This window comes from Streptomyces sp. NPDC005811 (assembly GCF_040630405.1).
Lineage (GTDB): Bacteria > Actinomycetota > Actinomycetes > Streptomycetales > Streptomycetaceae > Streptomyces.
On record NZ_JBEXXK010000045.1, the window covers coordinates 57248 to 75241 of the forward strand.

Genomic DNA, 17994 nt, shown 5'->3' on the forward strand with positions numbered 1-17994 from the left:
CGGCCCTCCTCGGCTCCGGTCCCCGGCGCCGGGCTGCTACTGCTTGTCGAAGCGCGGGGTGTCCTGCGGCTGCTGCTGGGACTGCGACTGGCCCGTGCCGCCCTCGATGGCCTGCTGCCCGGAGGACGAACCGCCGGCCAGCTCGGCCTTCATGCGCTGCAGTTCCAGCTCTACATCCGTACCACCGGAGAGCCGGTCCAGCTCGCTCTGGATGTCGTCCTTCGCGATGCCGGTGGGGTCGTCCAGGGCGCCGGAGGCGAGCAGCTCGTCGAGCGCGCCGGCCCGGGCCTGGAGCTGGGCGGTCTTGTCCTCGGCACGCTGGATGGCGAGGCCGACGTCGCCCATCTCCTCGGAGATGCCGGAGAAGGCCTCCCCGATCCGGGTCTGGGCCTGGGCGGCGGTGTACGTGGCCTTGATCGTCTCCTTCTTCGTACGGAAGGCGTCGACCTTGGCCTGGAGGCGCTGCGCCGCGAGCGTGAGCTTCTCCTCCTCGCCCTGGAGCGTGGCGTGCTGCGTCTCCAGGTCGGTGACCTGCTGCTGGAGGGCGGCCCGGCGGGAGAGGGCCTCACGGGCGAGGTCCTCGCGGCCGAGCGCGAGCGCCTTGCGGCCCTGGTCCTCCAGCTTCGAGGACTGCGACTGCAACTGGTTGAGCTGCAGCTCCAGGCGCTTGCGCGAGGTGGCCACGTCGGCGACGCCGCGGCGCACCTTCTGGAGGAGCTCCAGCTGCTTCTGGTACGAGTAATCGAGGGTCTCGCGCGGGTCCTCGGCCCGGTCAAGGGCTTTGTTCGCCTTCGCGCGGAAGATCATCCCCATACGCTTCATGACACCGCTCATGGGCTTCGCGCGCCCCCTTCTGACGTCCAGCTCCAGCTCTGCGACAGAACCCACAGTACGGGCCCTGCATCCATTGACGCACTGTTCGGGGGCGGATGCGCTCCTCCCCGAGAACGACTGACCGAGTCCTTTGCTCCGGCGTGAGGAGTAGGTGACCCTCAGGGTCGGCGATCGCCTTCCCTTACGTCCCCTCTTCCTCTGTTTTCCCCCGTCTGTCCCGGTCCTGTCTTCACTACAGACGCCTGGTGTTGCCGGATCGTTCCCCGCCGGGCTGGGGTCCATGCCCGGATGCGCTTACCCTTGGGTTTTGTGTTCCGTAGCCGCGCCAAGGAAGAGAAGGCCCCCGCCGACAAGGCGGCGGTGACCGACTCCAAGCAGACCCGTGACCCGCAGGCCCCCAAGGGCCGGCCGACGCCCAAACGCAGCGAGGCCCAGACCCAGCGCCGCAGCGTCGCCAACACGCCGACGACGCGCAAGGAGGCCTCCAAGCGCCAGCGCGACGAGCGCCGCACCCAGCTGGAGCGTCAGCGCCAGGCGCTGGCGGGCGGTGACGAGCGGTACCTCCCGGCCCGTGACAAGGGCCCGGTCCGCAAGTTCGCGCGCGACTGGGTCGACTCCCGCTTCAACGTGGCGGAGTTCTTCCTGCCCATGGCCGTGGCGATCCTGGTCCTGAGCCTGGTCCGGGTGGCCTCGCTGCAGACCGTCGCGCTGCTGCTGTGGCTGGTCGTGATCGTGCTGATCGTGCTCGACTCGATCCTCTCCGCGTTCCGGCTGCGCAAGGCGCTGCACACGCGCTTCCCCGACCAGAACAGGCGGGGCGCGATCGCCTACGCCCTGATGCGTTCCCTCCAGATGCGCCGGCTCCGGCTGCCCAAGCCGCAGGTCAAGCGCGGAGAGCGGCCCTGAGCACGACGGCATTCTCCGGGGGAGCGGCCGAGGCCTGGCTGAGCAGGCTGGGCGGGCTGCGTGATGTCGTACGGCAGGAGCTGGTGGCCCGGCAGCTCGACGAGCAGATCGCGGGGCGTTACCCGGTCGGGCAGCGGCTGCGCGTGCTCGACGTGGGCATGGGGCAGGGCACGCAGGCGCTGCGGCTGGCCCGCCTCGGTCATCAGGTGACCGGTCTGGAGCAGGACGCGACGATGGCCGCGGCGGCCCGCGAGTCGCTCGCCGGGGAGCCGGAGGGCATCCGGGAGCGGATGCGGATCATCGAGGGCGACGGCCGGGACACCGGTGTGCACTTCCTGCCGGGCAGCTTCGACGTGGTGCTGTGCCACGGCGTGCTGATGTACGTCGAGGAGCCGGACGCGCTGCTGGCCGGGCTGGGGCGGATGCTGGCCCCGGGCGGGCTGCTGTCGCTGCTGGTGCGCAACGCGGACGCGCTGGCCATGCGGCCGGGGCTGAGCGGCGACTGGGCGGGCGCGCTGGCCGCCTTCGACACCGTGTCGTACACGAACCGGCTGGGCCTGGAGGTGCGGGCCGACCGGCTGAGCACGCTGACCGGCGCGCTGGCCGGGATCGGGGCGCCGTTGCAGGCGTGGTACGGGGTGCGGGTGTTCACCGACGCGGCGGCCGACGGGACCGTGGTCCCGGACGATCCCGACGTGGCGGAGGCCCTGCTGGCGGCTGAGGAGCGGGCCGGGAGGACGGATCCCTACCGGGGGGTGGCGGCGTTGCTGCATCTTTGTGGGGTTCGGGGGGCCTGAGGTCGTCCTGGACCTGCGGGCCGGTGGGGGCTGGTCGCGCCCGCGCGGCGGAGCCGCAAATGTCAGGGCCCCGCGCCCCTGGGGGACAGCGGGCCTGGGTTCGCTCGTTCGGGTGAGTTCATCGGGCCCCTTGCGGCCGTCGCCGTGAGACTCGGGGCATGGACTCTGCCCGCTTCCGCGCCCTGGGACTCGCCCTGCTCCTGTGCTGCGCCGGGTGCTCCGGGCTCGGGGCTCCGCGGGCCACGACCGCGCAGGCCGGCCAGGTCGCGCAGGCCGTGCGGCCGCCGGGGAAGGCCGCGGACGATCTGCAGAGCGACTTCCAGCGGGTCATCAAGGACGTGCTGCCGTCGGTGGTACAGATCGAGACGGACAGCGGGCTGGGGTCGGGGGTCGTCTACGACGGCAAGGGGCACATCGTCACCAACGCGCACGTCGTCGGGGACGGGCGGACGTTCCGGGTGACCACCGCCAACAGCAAGAAGCCGCTGACGGCGACCCTCGTCTCCTCGTACCCGGAGCAGGATCTCGCCGTGGTCAAGCTGGACACCGTGCCGGCCGGGCTGCGGGCGGCCTCGTTCGGGGAATCCTCGAAGGTGCAGGTCGGGCAGGTCGTGCTGGCGATGGGATCGCCGCTGGGGCTGTCGTCGAGCGTGACGGAGGGCATCGTCTCGGCGACCGGACGGACCGTCAGCGAGGGCAGCGACGGCGGCGGTACGGGGGCCACCCTCGCCAACATGGTGCAGACCTCCGCGGCGATCAACCCGGGCAACAGCGGGGGCGCGCTGGTGGGCCTGGACGGGCAGATCATCGGCATCCCGACGCTCGCCGCGACCGATCCCGAACTCGGCGGCGGCGCGGCGCCCGGCATCGGGTTCGCGATCCCCGCGTCGACCGTGCGCGCGATCGCCGACCAGATCGTGCGCAGCGGCCGGGTGACCGACTCGGGCCGGGCGGCGCTCGGCATCACCGGACGCACCTTCGTGGACGCGGAGTTCCAGCCGGCCGGGGTGGTCGTGGTGGAGGTGAAGAGCGGCGGGGCGGCCGACAGGGCGGGGATCAGGCCGGGGGACGTCATCGTCCGGCTCGGCGACACGGACGTCACCACCATCACCTCGCTGACGGAGGCACTGGCCGAGCAGAAGCCGGGTGACCGGACCACGGTGACGTACACCCACAACGGCAAGGAGAGGACGGCCCGGGTGACGCTGGGTGAGCAGTGAGCGGTGAGCAGTGAGCAGTGAGCGGTGAGCAGGCGGTGACGTGGTGCGGAGGGGCGGCCGTGCCGGGGGCCGCCCCTTGCCGCTTCTACGGGGTCAGGCCTCGTTCGCGTGCAGGCTCATGGGGCCGTAGATCTCGGTGGAGTCCTCGAAGAGCCGCACCTGGTCCGCACCGCCTTCGAGGAGGGCCTTCCACTGTTCCCCGATCCAGGACTCGGCGTCCCCCTGGGTGGTGAACTCCTCCGGCTCCACCGCGGGCGGGACCTCCGTCCCGTCGGCCTTCTCGAACCGCCACGTCCATGCCGCCATGTACGCCTCCCTGTATGAACACGTGCAGAGCAGAAGCCGGATCTTGGTCCGGCTCCTGCCGAGCAGCCTAGTCGGATGCGCAAGACCAGGTCAGAGACGCGAAAATACGCTGTGTGGAAGTGACTCTGCTCGGAACCGGTGCCCCGGCGGGACTGCCCCGCCCCGACTGCCCCTGCGCGGTGTGCGCGATGTCGCTGGGACCGCACGCGCGTGCGGCGACCGCGTTGCTCGTGGACGGGGCGCTGCTGCTCGATCTGACGCCGGGTGCGGCCTTCGCGGCGGCCCGGGTGGGCCATTCGCTGGGCGGGGTGCGGCAGGTGCTGCTGTCGCATCCGCACGACGGGCCGCCGGTGGAGGTGCCGGCCGGGCTGCCGCAGCCGGGGCGGGTGCCGGACGGGCGGGAGCTGGCGCTGCTGACGGGGCATCGGGTGCGGGCGGTGGCGATGGACGCGCCGGGCACCGGTTACGCGGTGACCGGTCCGGACGGGCAGCGGCTGCTGTATCTGCCGCCGGGGTGCGCGCCGGCCGGTCTCGAGGAGGGGGCGGAGCCCGCGGAACGCCACGACCTGGTCCTCGCCGACCTGGTGGGGCGGCCGGACGCGCTGGCGAAGCTGCGGGCGGTGGGCGCGGTCGGGCCGACGACGGACGTGGTCGCCGTACATCTGGACCATGACGTGCCGCCGGGCGCGGAGTTGACGCGACGGCTGGCGGCGGCGGGGGCGCGGGCGGTGCCGGACGGGACGACGCTGGTGGCGGGGGTCTACGAGGACGTCCCGGACGTGCCGCGGCGGACGCTGGTGCTGGGCGGGGCGCGGTCGGGGAAGTCGGTGGAGGCGGAGCGGCGGCTGGAGTCGTTCCCCGATGTGCTGTACGTGGCGACCGGGGGGACGCGGGGCGGGGACACCGAGTGGGCGGCACGGGTGGCGACGCACCGGGAGCGGCGGCCGGGTTCGTGGCGTACGGCGGAGACGTGCGACCTGGTGCCCCTGCTGGCGGAGGAGGGGGCGCCGCTGCTGATCGACTGTCTGTCGCTGTGGCTGACGGATGCCATGGACTCCGTGGGGGCGTGGGACGACGCGGTGTGGGCGGACGGGGGTGAGCGTGCCCTGCGGGGGCGGGTCGCGGAGTTGGCGGGGGCGGTGCGGGGGGCTCGGCGGACCGTGGTGCTGGTGTCGAACGAGGTGGGGTCGGGGATCGTCCCGGCGACCGCGTCCGGGCGCCGCTACCGGGACGAGCTGGGCCGCCTGAACGCGGCGGTGGCGGCGGAGTGCGAGGAGGTCGTCCTGGTGGTGGCGGGCCAGGCGGTGGTGCTCCGGGGGTGAGGGGGCCGGGGTTGCGGGTGTGGCTTTCAGGGGCGCGGGGAACCGCGCGATCGGCCACCGCGCGCCCGCACCCCCGCGACGGCCGTGGTCACCCGGTCTTCCGGGCGATCACCCGGTACGCGTTCGAGAAGCGGGTGCGGCGGAGGGCCGGGGCCAGGGCGTGGTCGAGGGCGGCGGCCAGGGTGGTCAGCGGGCCGGCCGCTCGGTGCAGGCGGGTTCTGTTCGCGTAGAGGGAGACGGCCGTCGAGAGGTCGTGCGGGGTGTGCGGGGTCCTGCGGTCCGTCAGGACGATCTCGCAGCCCCGCGACTCGAGTTCCGGCAGGAGGTTGGCCAGGGGGATCAGGTGCAGGTGCCGGGGCTGGTCGTGGGGGTGCCACCACTTGCCGAGGACGGCCGCGGACGCGCTGGTGGGGTCCGGGAGTTCGAGGAGGAGGTGGCCGCCGGGGCGCAACGCCACCAGGGCCGCGGCGAGTTCCTCCCGGGGTTCCCTGGTGTGTTCGAGGTGGTGGAGCATGCTGACGACGTCGTAGCGTCCACGCAGCCGGGAGAGGACGTCGGGTGCGGTGAGCGCGCCCCGGTGGGCCTCGTCCAGGCGGCCCGCCGCCCGGGCCCGCTGCACGCGCGGGGTCACGTCCACCCCGTCGAAGGCCGTGTAGGCGAACAGCGCCTTGGCGGCCAGGGGGAAGTACGCGTCCCCCGTCCCCACGTCCAGCCAGCTCTCCGGCTCCGGGAACGGCAGCATCGCGCGGGCCGTCGCCCGCAGCCGCCGGGGGCTGTGGCGCCGGTCGCGCGGACCGTCGTAGAGCGTCAGTCCCTCGGGGGTCAGGCGCGGGTTCTGGAAGGCGTGCGCGCAGTCCCGGCACTCGTCGACCACGAAGGTGCCCGGTCTGCGGTGGCGCAGGTCCGGTGACCGCAGTCGGGTGCGCAGGCGTTTCGATCCGCACCACGGGCAGTCGTCGCGGCGCGGATCGTGGATGGGCCTGGGCCGGGAGGGCATGAGCGGCTCCGGGGAAGGGCAGGGGGCGAGCGCTACGACATTCCGCAGCAAAACGGAACGTATGGGATACCGATCTTGGGTGCAAAGACGTCGCGCCTGTGGGGTGCCCATGTGCCGCCGAACCGGTCGCCCGGTGCCGGTACTGTTCGGCGAATGAGCTCGCTTAATCTCGACGACTTCACCGATCTGATCGAGCGCCCCGACGGCGGCGTCCGCCGCGACGCGGAGGCCCGCCGGGAACGCCAGATCGTGCCGCCCGGATCGCTGGGGCGCCTGGACGACCTGGGTGAGTGGCTGGCGGCGGCGCAGGGTTCGGTGCCCGTGCGGCCGGTCGTCCGGCCGCGGGTGGTGCTGTTCGCCGGCGACCACGGCGTCGCCGAGCTCGACGTCTCGGTCCGGCCGGCCGGCACCGCCGCGGAGCTGGTGCGGGAGATCCTGGCGGGCGGCCGCCCGGTCTCGGTGCTCGCCCGGCGCCTCGACGTGCCCGTGCGGATCGTGGACATGGCGCTGGACTGCGAGCCGGACGCGTTCCCGGAGGACGTCGTACGGCACCGGGTGCGGCGCGGCAGCGGCCGGATCGACATCGAGGACGCCCTGACCGTCGAGGAGGCCGAGGCGGCCTTCCGGGCGGGCGTGGCGGTCGCGGACGAGGAGGCCGACTCCGGCACGGACCTGGTCGTCCTCGGCGATGTCAGCGTGGGCGGGACCACGGCGGCCGGGGTGCTGGTCGCCGCGCTGTGCGGGACCGACGCCTCCGTGGTGACCGGGCGGGGCGGCGAGGGCATCGACGACCTGGCCTGGATGCGCAAGTGCGCGGCCATCCGGGACGCGCTGCGGCGGGCACGGCCGGTACTCGGGGAGCAGCTGCAGCTGCTGGCGACCGTGGGCGGGGCCGACCTCGCCGCGATGACGGGCTTTCTGCTCCAGTGCGCCGTACGGAAGTTGCCGGTCGTGCTGGACGGGGTCGTGGCGGCCGCGTGCGCGCTCGTGGGACAGCGGATCGCGTTCCGGGCGCCGGACTGGTGGCTGGCGGCGAACAAGAGCGGTGAGCCGGGGCAGGCGAAGGCGCTGGACCGGATGGCGCTGGAGCCGCTGCTCGACCAGGGCGTGAAGGTCGGGGAGGGCGCGGGGGCACTGCTGGCGCTGCCACTGGTGCAGGCCGCGGCGGCCCTGGCCGCCGAACTGCCGGAGCGCCCGGAGAAGACCGAGGCCTCCGAGGACTTCGAAGGCTCCGAGGACTCCGAGGACTCCGTGGAGCAGGACGAGAAGACGGACGAGAAGACAGAAGAGGCGTAAAGGGACAGGCGGCGACAAAAGAGCGGTTTCCCGGAAGTGCACCCATATGATCGCCACTCATGGGAAACGCCCGGGTCGCCGCCGTCCTCGCCGTCTGGTACCTGCGTGCCGTCGCCTTCGTCAACTTCCTCAGCGCGGTGTGGGTTTCCCTGGGGCAGGACGTGCGGCGGCACAACCAGGAGGACCTGTTCACGCCCTATCTGCTGACCGCCGGCTTCGCCTCCGGGGTGTTCACGGCATTCCTGGCGATCACCATGCGGCGCCGCAAGCGCGCCGCGTGGATCCTCAACCTCGCGCTCGGCGGGGCGTTCCTCGCGCTGCTCGCCTTCGCCATGGTGTTCCCGGAGATCCGGCGGCACCCGCAGAACTGGGTGTCGCTGGCCCTGACCGCCGCCTTCGTGAGCACGCTGGTGCTCGGGCGGCGGGAGTTCTACGCCAGGGGTGACCGGGCCAACCCCCGGCTCGCCGCGACCGTCGGCGCCGGCGGGCTGCTCGTGTCGTCGCTGCTCGCGGCGCTGCTGGTGACGGCGACCAACCGGGCCCCGGGCCACTCCACGTTCGCCGAGCGCTGGCGGTACGGGGCCCTGCGGCTGGTCTCGATCACCGACTTCCGCTCCCCCGGTATCGACCCGCCGAACTGGGTCGACGTCACCGTCAACGTGCTGAGCACGGCCCTCGTCCTCGCCGTCCTGTACGCGGCCTTCCGCTCCCGGCGGGCCGTGGACCCGCTCACCGAGGACGACGAGAAGCGGCTGCGGGAGCTGCTCGGCCGGCATGGCGAGCGGGACTCGCTCGGGTACTTCGCGCTGCGCCGGGAGAAGAGCGTGCGCTGGTCGCCGACCGGGAAGGCGGCGGTCGCCTACCGGGTGGTCGGCGGGGTGTCCCTGGCCTCGGGGGATCCGCTCGGCGACCCGGAGGCCTGGCCGGGGGCGATCGAGCCGTGGCTCGCCGAGGCGCGGGCCCACGGGTGGATCCCGGCGGTGATGGGGGCGGGCGAGGAGGCCGGGACGGTGTACGCCCGGCACGGGCTGGACGCCCTCGAACTCGGCGACGAGGCGATCGTCGAGGTCGCCGACTTCACGCTGGAGGGCCGGGCCATGCGGACGGTCCGGCAGGCCTACAACCGGGTCCGCCGCGCCGGGTACACGGTGCGGGTACGGCGGCACGAGGACATCCCGGCCGACGAGCTGGCGTACCTCCTGCGCCGCGCCGACGACTGGCGGGACGGCGCCACCGAGCGCGGGTTCAGCATGGCGCTGGGCCGGCTCGGGGACCCCGAGGACGGGCGCTGCGTGATGCTGGAGTGCACGGACGCGCACGGCGAGCTGCGCGCGCTGCTCTCCTTCGTGCCCTGGGGCCCGCAGGGGCTCTCCCTCGACCTGATGCGACGCGACCGGGACTCCGACAACGGGCTGATGGAGTTCATGGTGATCGACCTCCTCCGGCGCGCCCGGGAGATCGGGATCACCCAGGTCTCGCTCAACTTCGCCATGTTCCGCTCGGTCTTCGAACGGGGCGCGCGGCTCGGCGCCGGGCCGGTGCTGAGGCTGTGGCGGTCCCTGCTGAGCTTCTTCTCCCGCTGGTGGCAGATCGAGTCCCTGTACCGCGCCAACGCCAAGTACCGGCCCATCTGGGAGCCCCGGTTCCTCCTCTTCGAGAAGACCGCCGACCTGCCCCGCATCGCCCTGGCGTCGGCCCGGGCGGAGGGGTTCCTGGAAGCGCCGGGGCTGCCGAAGTGGCTGCATCGCCGGCATCTGGAGACGCATCGGTGAGGCGTCGCCTCGCCCGGTGGGCCCGTGCCGAGTGGGGGCCGCTGTACACGGCCGTGCGCGGTCCCCTGGTGCGGCGGCGGTGGCGGGCGGTACCGATGACGCTCGCCGCGGTGTGTCTGACGTCGGTCCTCCAGATCGTGCAGAACCAGTCCTGGGGCTACCGGCCGGTCCAGGACCTGGGCGCCGTCCGGGCCGCGGACCCCCTGTGGCTCGCCCTCCTGCGCACCCCGCTCTCCCTCTTCGTCCCCGCCCTCGACCTGCCGGTCTGGGGTGCCCTCGCCCAGCTCCTGCTGGTGTTCGGCCTCGCGGAGATCTGCCTGGGCCGCGGGCGCACCCTGGCCGTGGCGTACGTCGCGACGCTCGCCGGCACCCTGTACGCCCGCGCGGCCATCGCCCTGGACACCCTCCCCGCCACGGACGCCCAGGTGGTGGACACCGGCCCGTCGGCGGCGGTGGTGGGCCTGGCCGTGTACCTGGGCTGGCGCCATCGGGCCTACGCCACGACGGCGGCGGTGGTCGCGGCGATGCTGCTGGAGGCCGCCCTGAAGAACAACCTGGCGGGCAAGGAGCACTTGGCGGCTATGGCGGCGGTGGCTTTGCTGTGCGCGGCAAGATGTCCCACCAAAGGGGCGCGGGGAACTGCGCGACCGGCCACGACCCACCCGCACCCGCCGAACAACGGACGCACCCACCCCCACTAGGCGCCCTTGCGCGCAAGCTCCGCATCCGTCTTCCCCCCGAGCCAGTCCCCCAGCACCCTCCCCGGCCCCACCCACCGCCGATCGTGCCGGTACGCCCGCAGCAGCGCCCGGGCCCGGGCCCGCGGCCGCCGCCGGTAGAAGCGCCGCGCCCAGGGCGACCCGGGCCGGGCCAGCCGCACCAGGCCGACCAGCCCGATGAACGGGATGAACACACTGAACACGGCCATCTTGATCTTGCCCTTGAACAGCACGGCCAGCGACAGCAGGAAATTCACGGTGACCGTCGCCAGTACGGCCCCCCGGTCCTGGAGCTCCGCGTCGCTCATGTCGTTCACCCCGAACGGCGCCGACCCCACCAGCAGCAGCCCCCCGAGCGCGGCCGTCAGCACCACCGCCTCGACGCTCTTGCGCCCCGCCTCCGTCCAGTACACGTCGTCGAGGTGCAGGATCAGCGCGAACTCGTCGAGGACCAGCCCCGCCCCGATGCCGAAGATCACCGCGAAGACCCCGGAGCCGAAGCCGCGCGCCCCGCTCGCCACCGCGCCGAAGCCTCCCGCGACGATCAGGACGACCCCGGGGACGACATGGTGGATGTGCACCCCGCCGGAGCTGATGTTGCCGAACGGACCCTTGCCCGCCCGGATCATCCGGGTGATCATCCGGGTGATCAGGAAGGTGAGGACGAACGCGGTCAGGGCGAGCAGCAGCGGGAGTTTCCCCGGCTCGACGATGTTGCGCTGGATCCATTCGCCCATGTCCCCAGTGTCGCGGGGGGTGGGGTGGGCTGCCTCGCGGGAACGGCGTCCGGGCTAGTCTGCCGCCGTGTCCATGACCCCGCCACCGCTGCACGGCCTCCGCTTCGCCTTCGGCACCCTCACCGTGCTCCCCGTACGGGTGAGCCGCTGGGACCGGGAGGCGGCGCGCGGCGGCATGCTGTGCGCGCCCGTGGTCGGGCTGGTCGTCGGGGGCGTCGCGGCGGGCCTCGGTCTGCTGCTGCTCCTCCTCGGCGCGGGCCCGCTGCTCGCCGCCGTCGGCTCCGCCGCCGTACCCGCCGTGCTCACGCGCGGGCTGCATCTCGACGGGCTGGCCGACACGGCGGACGGTCTGGGCAGCGGCAAGCCCGCCGAGGACGCGCTGCGGATCATGAAGCAGTCGGACATCGGGCCGTTCGGGGTGCTCACGCTGGTGTTCGTGCTGCTCGCCCAGGTGGCGGCGCTGGCGCGGCTGTACGACGGCTCGTGGGCGCGGGGTGCGGTCGCGGCGGTCGTCTCGGCGGTGGCGGCCCGGCTGGCGCTGACCCTGGCGGCCCGGGCGGGTGTCCCGCCGGCCCGGCCGGAGGGCCTGGGCGCGGCGGTGGCGGGCGTGGTCCCGGTGCCGGCCGCCCTCGCGCTGGCGGCCGCGTGCACGGCCGCCGCGGCAGCCGTCGGTGCCCTGTCCGGCGGCTACGACGCCGCTCGCACGCCCCTCGCCCTGCTGGCCGCACTCGCCACCGCCGAACTCCTCCTCCGCCACTGCACCCGCCGCTTCGGCGGGGTGACGGGAGACGTGTTCGGCGGCGTGGCGGAGACCGCGGCGACGACGGCCCTGGTGGCGCTGACGCTGGGCGGTTAGCCGACGGTCAGCAGGCCTCCCGCCACACCCCCAGTTCGTACTTCTTCAGCAGCGAACTCAGTTTCAGGCGCTTGGACTCGGCGCAGAAGTCGCCGGTCGGGAGTTCGTACTCGACGTGGAAGACCGCCTTGTCCGCCTCGATGAACGGGGTCATGTCCGCACACTCGTCGTACTGCGCGCACTGCTCGTTGACCGCGAAGTCGAAGTCGTCGACGAGTGCGGGGATCTGGTCGAGGTCGTTCTTCAGGCCGACGGACATGCCCCGCTCGTGGGCGAGGCGGGCGAGCAGCCGGTTGTAGCGGAGCTGGTCGGCCGCCTTCAGCGGGAAGCCGGTGGTGTTCTTGTAGCCGTCCATGTTGTCCGGCTCGACCGCGTCGAAGCCCTTGTCCCGGCACATGTCGAGGCGCGCCGCCATCAGGGGTTCGAGGACGTCCACCGCGCGGATGTCGAGCCAGCGCTCGCCCTTCCAGCCGTTGCCCTTGCCGATCACCGACTTCGGGAAGTCGTCGGCGTCCGGGCGCCAGTCCTCCCAGGCACCGGTGGACAGGTAGCAGATGACCTTGCGGCCGTCCCGGTGCAGGGCGGCGACGGTCTTCCCGGACTGGTCGAAGCCGTCGATGTCGTACACGGGGACGTCCACGGAGGTGTCCAGCTTGCCGCTGAGCTGCCACTGCCAGTCGGTGCCGGGGCGGGGCTGCCAGCGCTTCCCCGCGGACGCGCCGTCGTTGCCGTCGTGGTCGTCGGAGACCGCCGTGCAGCCCGTGAGCAGCAGGAGCAGGGACGCGGTCGCGAGCAGGGATCGCGTGTTCATCGGTGGGCCGTCGCTCTTCCCAGGAGTGTGCGGACCAGCAGCGCCTGGACGGCGGCCGCCGTGGTGTACACCGTAAGGGCCACCCCGTGCGGGTCGGTGAGGTGGGTGAGCAGGGCGAGGGTCTGGGCGAGGGCGGCGGCGCAGCAGACGGCGGCCGGGCCGCGGACCGCGCCGAAGGACTGGAGCAGCAGCCCGGTCCACAGCACCACGCCGAGCAGGAGCAGGTCCGCGAGGCGTACGGCGGTGAGGCCGGGGGTGTCCGGCCACAGCGCGGTGGCGGCCGGGCCGAGGGCCAGGAGGACCAGCAGGTAGGCGGCGAGGCACTCGGCGCCGGTGCGCAGGGTCGCCCGCCGGAAGGCGTGCGGGGTGCCCGTGGTGCGCAGTCCGGCCAGGCTGCCGCTGCGGAAGCGGTACAGCAGCCATTCGGCGGGGCCCATGCTGAGGGTGAGCGCCACGGCGGAGGGGGCGGCGAGCGCGCTGTGCTCCTGCCCGGCCAGGATGTCGCCGAGGGCCGCGTACAGGACGAGGGCGCCGCTGCCGAGGCCGAACAGGGCGTACGGCAGGGAGGCCGCCGCCGCGGGGGCGTCGGCCCTGGAGCCCGGCTCCCGTACGGCGGGCGCGACCGAGAGCAGTCCGAGCAGCATCACCGCGGCCAGTGAGCCCAGCAGCAGGGTCAGGCCGAGCGCGTCGGGGACGGGGTGGACGAGGGTCAGGAGGGCGCCCGCCGTGAGTGGGGTCAGGGCGGCCAGCAGGGCGCGTTCGCGGCCGAGGACGAGCAGGGTGGTGGAGGCGCCGAGGTAGCAGGACTGGCCGGCGGCGAACGCCACGGCCGCCCCGTCGGCGGGCCCGGCGCAGGCCAGCGCGGTCAGCGCGCCGAGCAGGGCGCCCACCGGGGCCCCGACGAGGAGGCAGCGCCGGGCGGCCGCGGGTTCGCCGAGACCCAGCCAGGCGTACGCCCGGTGTGACAGGCCCTGGTTCCAGGTCCAGCCGAACAGCGCGCCGGCCAGCAGCGGGACCGTGCTGGGCGGCAGGCCGAGGGCGCCGGGCGGGCCGGTGAGCAGCGGGGCGCCGAGGACGTAAGCGAGGCCGGGCAGGGCGAAGACGAGCCCGCGCAGGAGGCAGGCGCGCAGGCCGACCCGCCAGGGGTCGTGCGGCGGTGTGCCGGGTTCCGGGTGGCGGCGCGGGACGCGGGTGTAGAGCTTCTCGGCGAGTGCGAAGGAGTCGGGCACGCCGTAGCGTTCGCGGATCCGGTCGTCGGAGAGGCCGTCGGACTCCAGCACCGCGGCTATCTCGTCCGGGTGGACGGCGGCGGCCGCGAAGTCGCCGAGCTGGGCGGCGAGCCGGTCGAGGGGGTCGGGGGCGGCCCAGGAGGGGGTCCGTGCGGTGCGCTGCCGGGGGACGAGCGGGCGTGCGGCCGTCTCGCGGCCGGTGGTCCTGCGGTTCACCAGCCCGTCCCGTCCGTCGCCACGGCCCGGTACCACGGGTCGCGGAGTTCCTCGGTCCAGTCGGCGACCGTCTCGACCGTGGGTTCGTAGACGTCCAGGCCCGCGAGTTCCTGGTAGATCGTGCGGAAGTGGTCGACCGAACGGCGGAGCGTGAACCGGTCGATGACCCGCTGTCGGGACAACGCGCCGAGCTTCAGGCGCCGTTCGTCGTCCTTGAGCAGGGTCAGGGCGGCGGCGGCCAGCTTCTCCGGCTCGCGCGGCGGGACGACCAGACCGGTGTCGCCGACGGCCTCGCGCACTCCGCCGACGTCCGTCGACACCGTCGTACGGCCGCAGGACATGGCCTCGATGAGGGAGAACGGGAAGCCCTCGGAGATCGAGGACAGCAGCACGAGATGGCCGGCGGCGTAGGCGCGCGAGACGTCGGTGACGCGGCCCTCGAAGGTGAGGCCGTCGGTGACGCCGAGTTCGGCGGCGAGCTTGCCCAGCCGGGTCGCGTACTCCTCGCAGCCGGGGGACACGGGACCGAACAACCTCAGGCGGGTGGCGGGGAGTTCGGCGCGGACGACGGCGTAGGCGCGGAGCAGGGTCTCCAGGTCCTTGATGGGGTCGATGCGGCCGCACCAGGCCAGGGTGGGCACGGCGGGCTCGGGTCCGGCGTGCGGGAAGGCGTGCGGGTCGACGCCGTTGTAGACCGTGCGGATCTTCCGCGAGTCGGCGCCGCCGCGTTCCTCCCAGCGGCGGTTGTACTGGTTGCAGGGCGTGATGAGGTCCGCCGCGCGGTAGCCGAGGGAGTTCAGGGCGCGGTGGAAGCCGAGCATGAAGGCCTTCACCGGCCAGCGCTGGGGTTCGCTGCGGCTGCCGAGGTAGCGCTCGCGCAGATAGATGCCGTGCTCGGTGAGGAGGAACGGCACGCCGTCGAAGTGGCGGGCGGCGAGCGCGGGCAGGGTGGCGAGGCCGCTGCTGACGGCGTGCGCGACCGAGTCGGCGGGGACCGTGAAGCCCAGCGGGCGCAGGGCGTGTTCGAGCAGGTCGACGGCGGTGAGCGCGTCGTGCACGGTGGGGGCGGCGGCCGCGGTGGGCAGGTGCGGCATGGTCCAGATCGCCAGCAGGGCGCGCAGCGCGGTCTCGGTGCGCAGGGCCGCCGACAGCCGGCCCTCGCGGGCGAGCGCGGCCAGTTCGTAGAGGCTCTCGCCGAAGTCGCAGGGGGACTCGGGGTCGAGGATCGAGAGCAGCAGACGTTCGTGGGCGTCGCCGAAGCGGCGCAGGTCCCTGCCGTACGGCGGCCGGTGGCGGCCGGGGCGCGGGCCCCAGGTCGGCACGGAGCTGTGGCGGCGGACGTTGGGCGGCAGCTCCCAGGTCACGGGTTCGCGGCCGCTGCCGGAGAGCGAGACGACGTGGAAGTCCACCTCCGGCATGCCCTTGACGAGTTGGTCGCACCAGGTGCTGACGCCGCCGTGGACGAGCGGGTAGGTGCCTTCGGTGAGCATGGTGACGCTTCGGCCTGTGCGCATGGCTGCGCCGCTTCCCCCTGTTGTGGTGCGGATTCTGTGGGGGAACTGCGGACCGGATGCCGGGTGCGGGTTCGTGGTGGCCGGTCGCGCAGTTCCCCGCGCCCCTGGAGGGCATGCGCTGTGCGCGCCCTCCAGGGGTGTTGGTCGTTACGCCAGCTTCAGCGTGACCGTGTTGCCGAGGCCGGCGGCCGTGGTCCAGTCCGAGCGGCGGCCCGCGTACGGGGTGCCGAAGGCGGAGGTGCCGAGGAGCTGCTGCTTCTTGGTGCCCTCGGGGGCCGTGACCGGGATCTGGGTGCCGTTCGGGGCGGTGATCGTGACCGTGTTGCCGATGCGGTACGCGGTCACCTTGTTGGCGGCGACGGCGGCCTGCCAGGCGGCGCGGCGCTGGAGTTCGGTGCCGATGGCGCTCTGGCGGAGGTTCTCCACGGGGGTGTTGTCGGCGAACAGGGCCTGGTAGTCGGCGAGGACCTTGTCCATGACCGGGTAGAGGAGACGGTCCTCGGCCAGGTTGGACTGGTGGGCGTAGTGCGGCCGCGGGTCGTTGCTGATGACGTGGCCCAGGTCGGTGCGGGCCTCCTGCGGGACGATGACGTCGTCGTAGCCGGTGGCCGTGTCCAGCGGCTGGGAGAGGCAGGTGGAGGAGGCGTTGCCCTCGCAGACACCGCTGCCGCCGTCGGCCTTGGAGGTGTAGATCCAGTTGTACTCGTCGGCCATCTCCGCCTTGGTGCCCGTGTTGTAGTACACGTTCATCGGGTAGCGCGGGACGGTCAGCGCGTTGCCCACGGCGCGCTGCTCGGGCTCGCGCGAGTTGTCCGAGGCGATCCACTTGACGCCGTTGTCGGAGAGCGCGCGGGCCAGGTTCGGGTTGTCGTTCGGCTGCTGCGGCAGCGTCTTGAGGCCCGAGTGCTCACCGGTGACCAGCTCGGTGCGGTCGACCGGCAGGCCCTTGGTGGCCGCCCAGTTGTTGTTGTCGCGGATCTGCGCGGAGATGTCGGCGCGGCTCATGTACTGCGTCGAGCCGTCGGCGTTCTTCGCGCAGCTCCACGGCACGGTGGAGGTGTCCTGCACACAGCCGAGGAACGGGTGGGTGTAGGTGTGGTTGATCCAGCGGTACTTGGCCTTGTCGGCGAGGAGCCGGTCGGCCATGGCGTCGGTGCCGCCGTTCTCGGTCTTCCACTCCTCCCCGGCGCCGGCGTTGTACACCATGTCCATGGTGAAGCCGTGTTCCTGCTGCCACTGGGCGGCGTAGGCCGCGTCGGCGGCCGTCATCCGGATCGGGGTCTCGCTGTCGTCCCCGCCGCCGACGCAGTCGATGTCGCCGGGCGTGCAGTTGCGCGCGGCGTCCCAGCGGGCGTCGGGCGCGAACACGTCGTCGACGTGGACCGCGAAGTAGTTGCGGGCCTGGCCGAGGTGGACGCCCTGGGTGAGCCACTCGACGATGCCGCGGGCGAGCAGCCGGAACTGCTGCTGGTACGTGTTGTAGGCGAACGTCACGACCAGCTCGCGGCGTCCGTCGTGGGCGTACTCGCCGATCAGGCTGCCGGTGCCGCCGCCCCCCGGCAGCGGTGCGTCGACATAGCTGGTGTAGCCGGCCCTGGGTGCCGCCAGGTAGCCGTAACTCTCGCCGATCGTGGGCGAGTTGTCCTCGAAGGTGAAGCCGCCGTCGAGGTAGCCGAACCAGCCTGACCTGCCGGCCGTGGTCACCGACGCCTGCCGCCCGTCGAGGGAGCCGGAGTAGGTCGCGTAGTCCAGGCCGACCTCGGGGTGCGCCCAGGTGTAGGCGTCGACCTGCGGGATGCCGTAGGTCCTCTCGTACGTCTCCAGCGCGGTCTGCTCGGCCGAACCGGCCCCGAACGGTGCCTCGTTGGGCAGTACGACGCCCTGGAATTTCGCCCTCGCGGTCCCGTTCACGGTGTCCGCCAGGAAGGCGGCGTTGATGGTCGGCCGGCTCGCGGAGTTCAGGTCGACGACGGTGTACGGGATGCCGGTGCTCTTCAGCTGGGCGGTGATGGCCTGCACGGGGGTGTCCCCGTTGTCCACGACCAGGACCCTCAGGTCGATCCGCGGCTCCCCTGCCGCGGTGGCGCCGGGTGCCGCCCCCAGACTCAGCGCCGTCAGCCCCGCGGCCGCCATGAAGGCGGCGGCGTTCTTGGCGTTTCTCCACATGTGCGCACGCTGCGCCATGGTGTGTCCTCCCCCAGAGATGGATCTCCGCGCGGGCAGCAGGCATGGCTGTGCCGATACGGCGAAGGATCCGTGGAAATCGTGTGAAACAGCGAAGTGATCTCTTCGCCGGAACCCGACGAGTGTGACCCACCTCATGGAGTGCAAGGATCCAGAAATGGCTACGACGCCACAGACAGGTGAACGCTCGCGTGCATGAGCGAATGCGCAGGCACGCGTAGGCTCGTTGCGGGGTTCGTCACGCCGGTTCGCCGCGCCGATGCGACGCACCCCGCAGG

16 protein-coding genes are annotated in these 17994 nt (G+C 73.0%); 8 read left to right on the forward strand and 8 right to left on the reverse strand.

The window, feature by feature from the left end:
* Window positions 1-36: 36 nt before the first annotated feature.
* Window positions 37-807, reverse strand: a complete 771-nt coding sequence (locus ABZ490_RS37250; RefSeq protein WP_359000806.1) for a PspA/IM30 family protein — start codon at window positions 805-807, stop codon at window positions 37-39.
* A 336-nt stretch (window positions 808-1143) separates the two neighbouring features.
* Between ABZ490_RS37250 and ABZ490_RS37255 the strand changes: the two genes are divergently transcribed.
* From ABZ490_RS37255 to ABZ490_RS37265, 3 genes are all read left to right on the forward strand, one after another.
* Complete coding sequence (locus ABZ490_RS37255) at window positions 1144-1740, forward strand: DUF3043 domain-containing protein (protein WP_359000694.1); 597 nt, start codon at window positions 1144-1146, stop codon at window positions 1738-1740.
* 83 nt (window positions 1741-1823) lie between these two features.
* On the forward strand, window positions 1824-2537 hold the full coding sequence (locus tag ABZ490_RS37260; RefSeq protein WP_359000697.1) for a methyltransferase domain-containing protein: 714 nt from the start codon (window positions 1824-1826) through the stop codon (window positions 2535-2537).
* A gap of 158 nt (window positions 2538-2695) precedes the next feature.
* Window positions 2696-3757, forward strand: coding sequence for a trypsin-like peptidase domain-containing protein (locus ABZ490_RS37265; protein ID WP_359000700.1), 1062 nt, complete (start codon window positions 2696-2698; stop codon window positions 3755-3757).
* A gap of 93 nt (window positions 3758-3850) precedes the next feature.
* On the opposite strand, the gene ABZ490_RS37270 is transcribed toward ABZ490_RS37265, so the two are convergent.
* Complete coding sequence (locus ABZ490_RS37270) at window positions 3851-4063, reverse strand: hypothetical protein (RefSeq protein WP_359000703.1); 213 nt, start codon at window positions 4061-4063, stop codon at window positions 3851-3853.
* Window positions 4064-4176: 113 nt separating this feature from the next.
* Between ABZ490_RS37270 and ABZ490_RS37275 the strand changes: the two genes are divergently transcribed.
* Window positions 4177-5385 carry a bifunctional adenosylcobinamide kinase/adenosylcobinamide-phosphate guanylyltransferase gene (locus tag ABZ490_RS37275; protein ID WP_359000706.1) on the forward strand — a complete coding sequence of 403 codons (1209 nt, stop codon included), beginning with the start codon at window positions 4177-4179 and terminating at the stop codon, window positions 5383-5385.
* 88 nt (window positions 5386-5473) lie between these two features.
* Here the strand turns inward: ABZ490_RS37275 and ABZ490_RS37280 are convergent, their stop codons facing one another.
* Window positions 5474-6382, reverse strand: coding sequence for a class I SAM-dependent methyltransferase (locus ABZ490_RS37280; protein WP_359000709.1), 909 nt, complete (start codon window positions 6380-6382; stop codon window positions 5474-5476).
* Window positions 6383-6535: 153 nt separating this feature from the next.
* Between ABZ490_RS37280 and cobT the strand changes: the two genes are divergently transcribed.
* Genes cobT through ABZ490_RS37295 form a run of 3 tightly spaced genes read left to right on the forward strand, consistent with a single transcriptional unit; the run spans window position 6536 to window position 10151 of the window.
* Complete coding sequence (cobT, locus tag ABZ490_RS37285; protein WP_359000711.1) at window positions 6536-7678, forward strand: nicotinate-nucleotide--dimethylbenzimidazole phosphoribosyltransferase; 1143 nt, start codon at window positions 6536-6538, stop codon at window positions 7676-7678.
* A gap of 59 nt (window positions 7679-7737) precedes the next feature.
* Entirely contained in the window at window positions 7738-9450 is a 1713-nt protein-coding gene (locus ABZ490_RS37290) for a phosphatidylglycerol lysyltransferase domain-containing protein (RefSeq protein ID WP_359000714.1), read from the forward strand.
* The gene (locus ABZ490_RS37295) at window positions 9447-10151 is read left to right on the forward strand and encodes a hypothetical protein (protein ID WP_359000717.1); all 705 of its coding nucleotides are present in this window, start codon (window positions 9447-9449) and stop codon (window positions 10149-10151) included. Before ABZ490_RS37290 ends, ABZ490_RS37295 begins: the two co-directional genes overlap by 4 nt.
* Here ABZ490_RS37295 and ABZ490_RS37300 read toward each other — a convergent pair.
* Window positions 10148-10906: a hypothetical protein gene (locus ABZ490_RS37300; RefSeq protein WP_359000720.1), complete on the reverse strand. Its 759-nt coding sequence runs from the start codon at window positions 10904-10906 to the stop codon at window positions 10148-10150. The genes ABZ490_RS37295 and ABZ490_RS37300 overlap by 4 nt on opposite strands.
* Window positions 10907-10979: 73 nt before the next feature.
* Here ABZ490_RS37300 and ABZ490_RS37305 point away from each other — a divergent pair, with 73 nt between their 5' ends.
* On the forward strand, window positions 10980-11762 hold the full coding sequence (locus ABZ490_RS37305) for an adenosylcobinamide-GDP ribazoletransferase (RefSeq protein WP_359000809.1): 783 nt from the start codon (window positions 10980-10982) through the stop codon (window positions 11760-11762).
* 7 nt (window positions 11763-11769) lie between these two features.
* On the opposite strand, the gene ABZ490_RS37310 is transcribed toward ABZ490_RS37305, so the two are convergent.
* The 4 genes from ABZ490_RS37310 to ABZ490_RS37325 all read right to left on the reverse strand — a co-directional run bounded on the left by ABZ490_RS37310 (window position 11770) and on the right by ABZ490_RS37325 (window position 17716).
* Window positions 11770-12573 (reverse strand): endo alpha-1,4 polygalactosaminidase, encoded by an 804-nt coding sequence (locus ABZ490_RS37310; protein ID WP_359000723.1) that lies wholly within the window; start codon window positions 12571-12573, stop codon window positions 11770-11772.
* Entirely contained in the window at window positions 12570-14018 is a 1449-nt protein-coding gene (locus ABZ490_RS37315) for a hypothetical protein (RefSeq protein WP_359000726.1), read from the reverse strand. The genes ABZ490_RS37310 and ABZ490_RS37315 overlap by 4 nt, the downstream gene beginning before the upstream one ends.
* On the reverse strand, window positions 14015-15532 hold the full coding sequence (pelF, locus tag ABZ490_RS37320; RefSeq protein ID WP_359000729.1) for a GT4 family glycosyltransferase PelF: 1518 nt from the start codon (window positions 15530-15532) through the stop codon (window positions 14015-14017). Before pelF ends, ABZ490_RS37315 begins: the two co-directional genes overlap by 4 nt.
* Before the next feature lie 147 nt (window positions 15533-15679).
* The gene (locus tag ABZ490_RS37325) at window positions 15680-17716 is read right to left on the reverse strand and encodes a hypothetical protein (protein WP_359000732.1); all 2037 of its coding nucleotides are present in this window, start codon (window positions 17714-17716) and stop codon (window positions 15680-15682) included.
* Window positions 17717-17994: the final 278 nt, after the last annotated feature.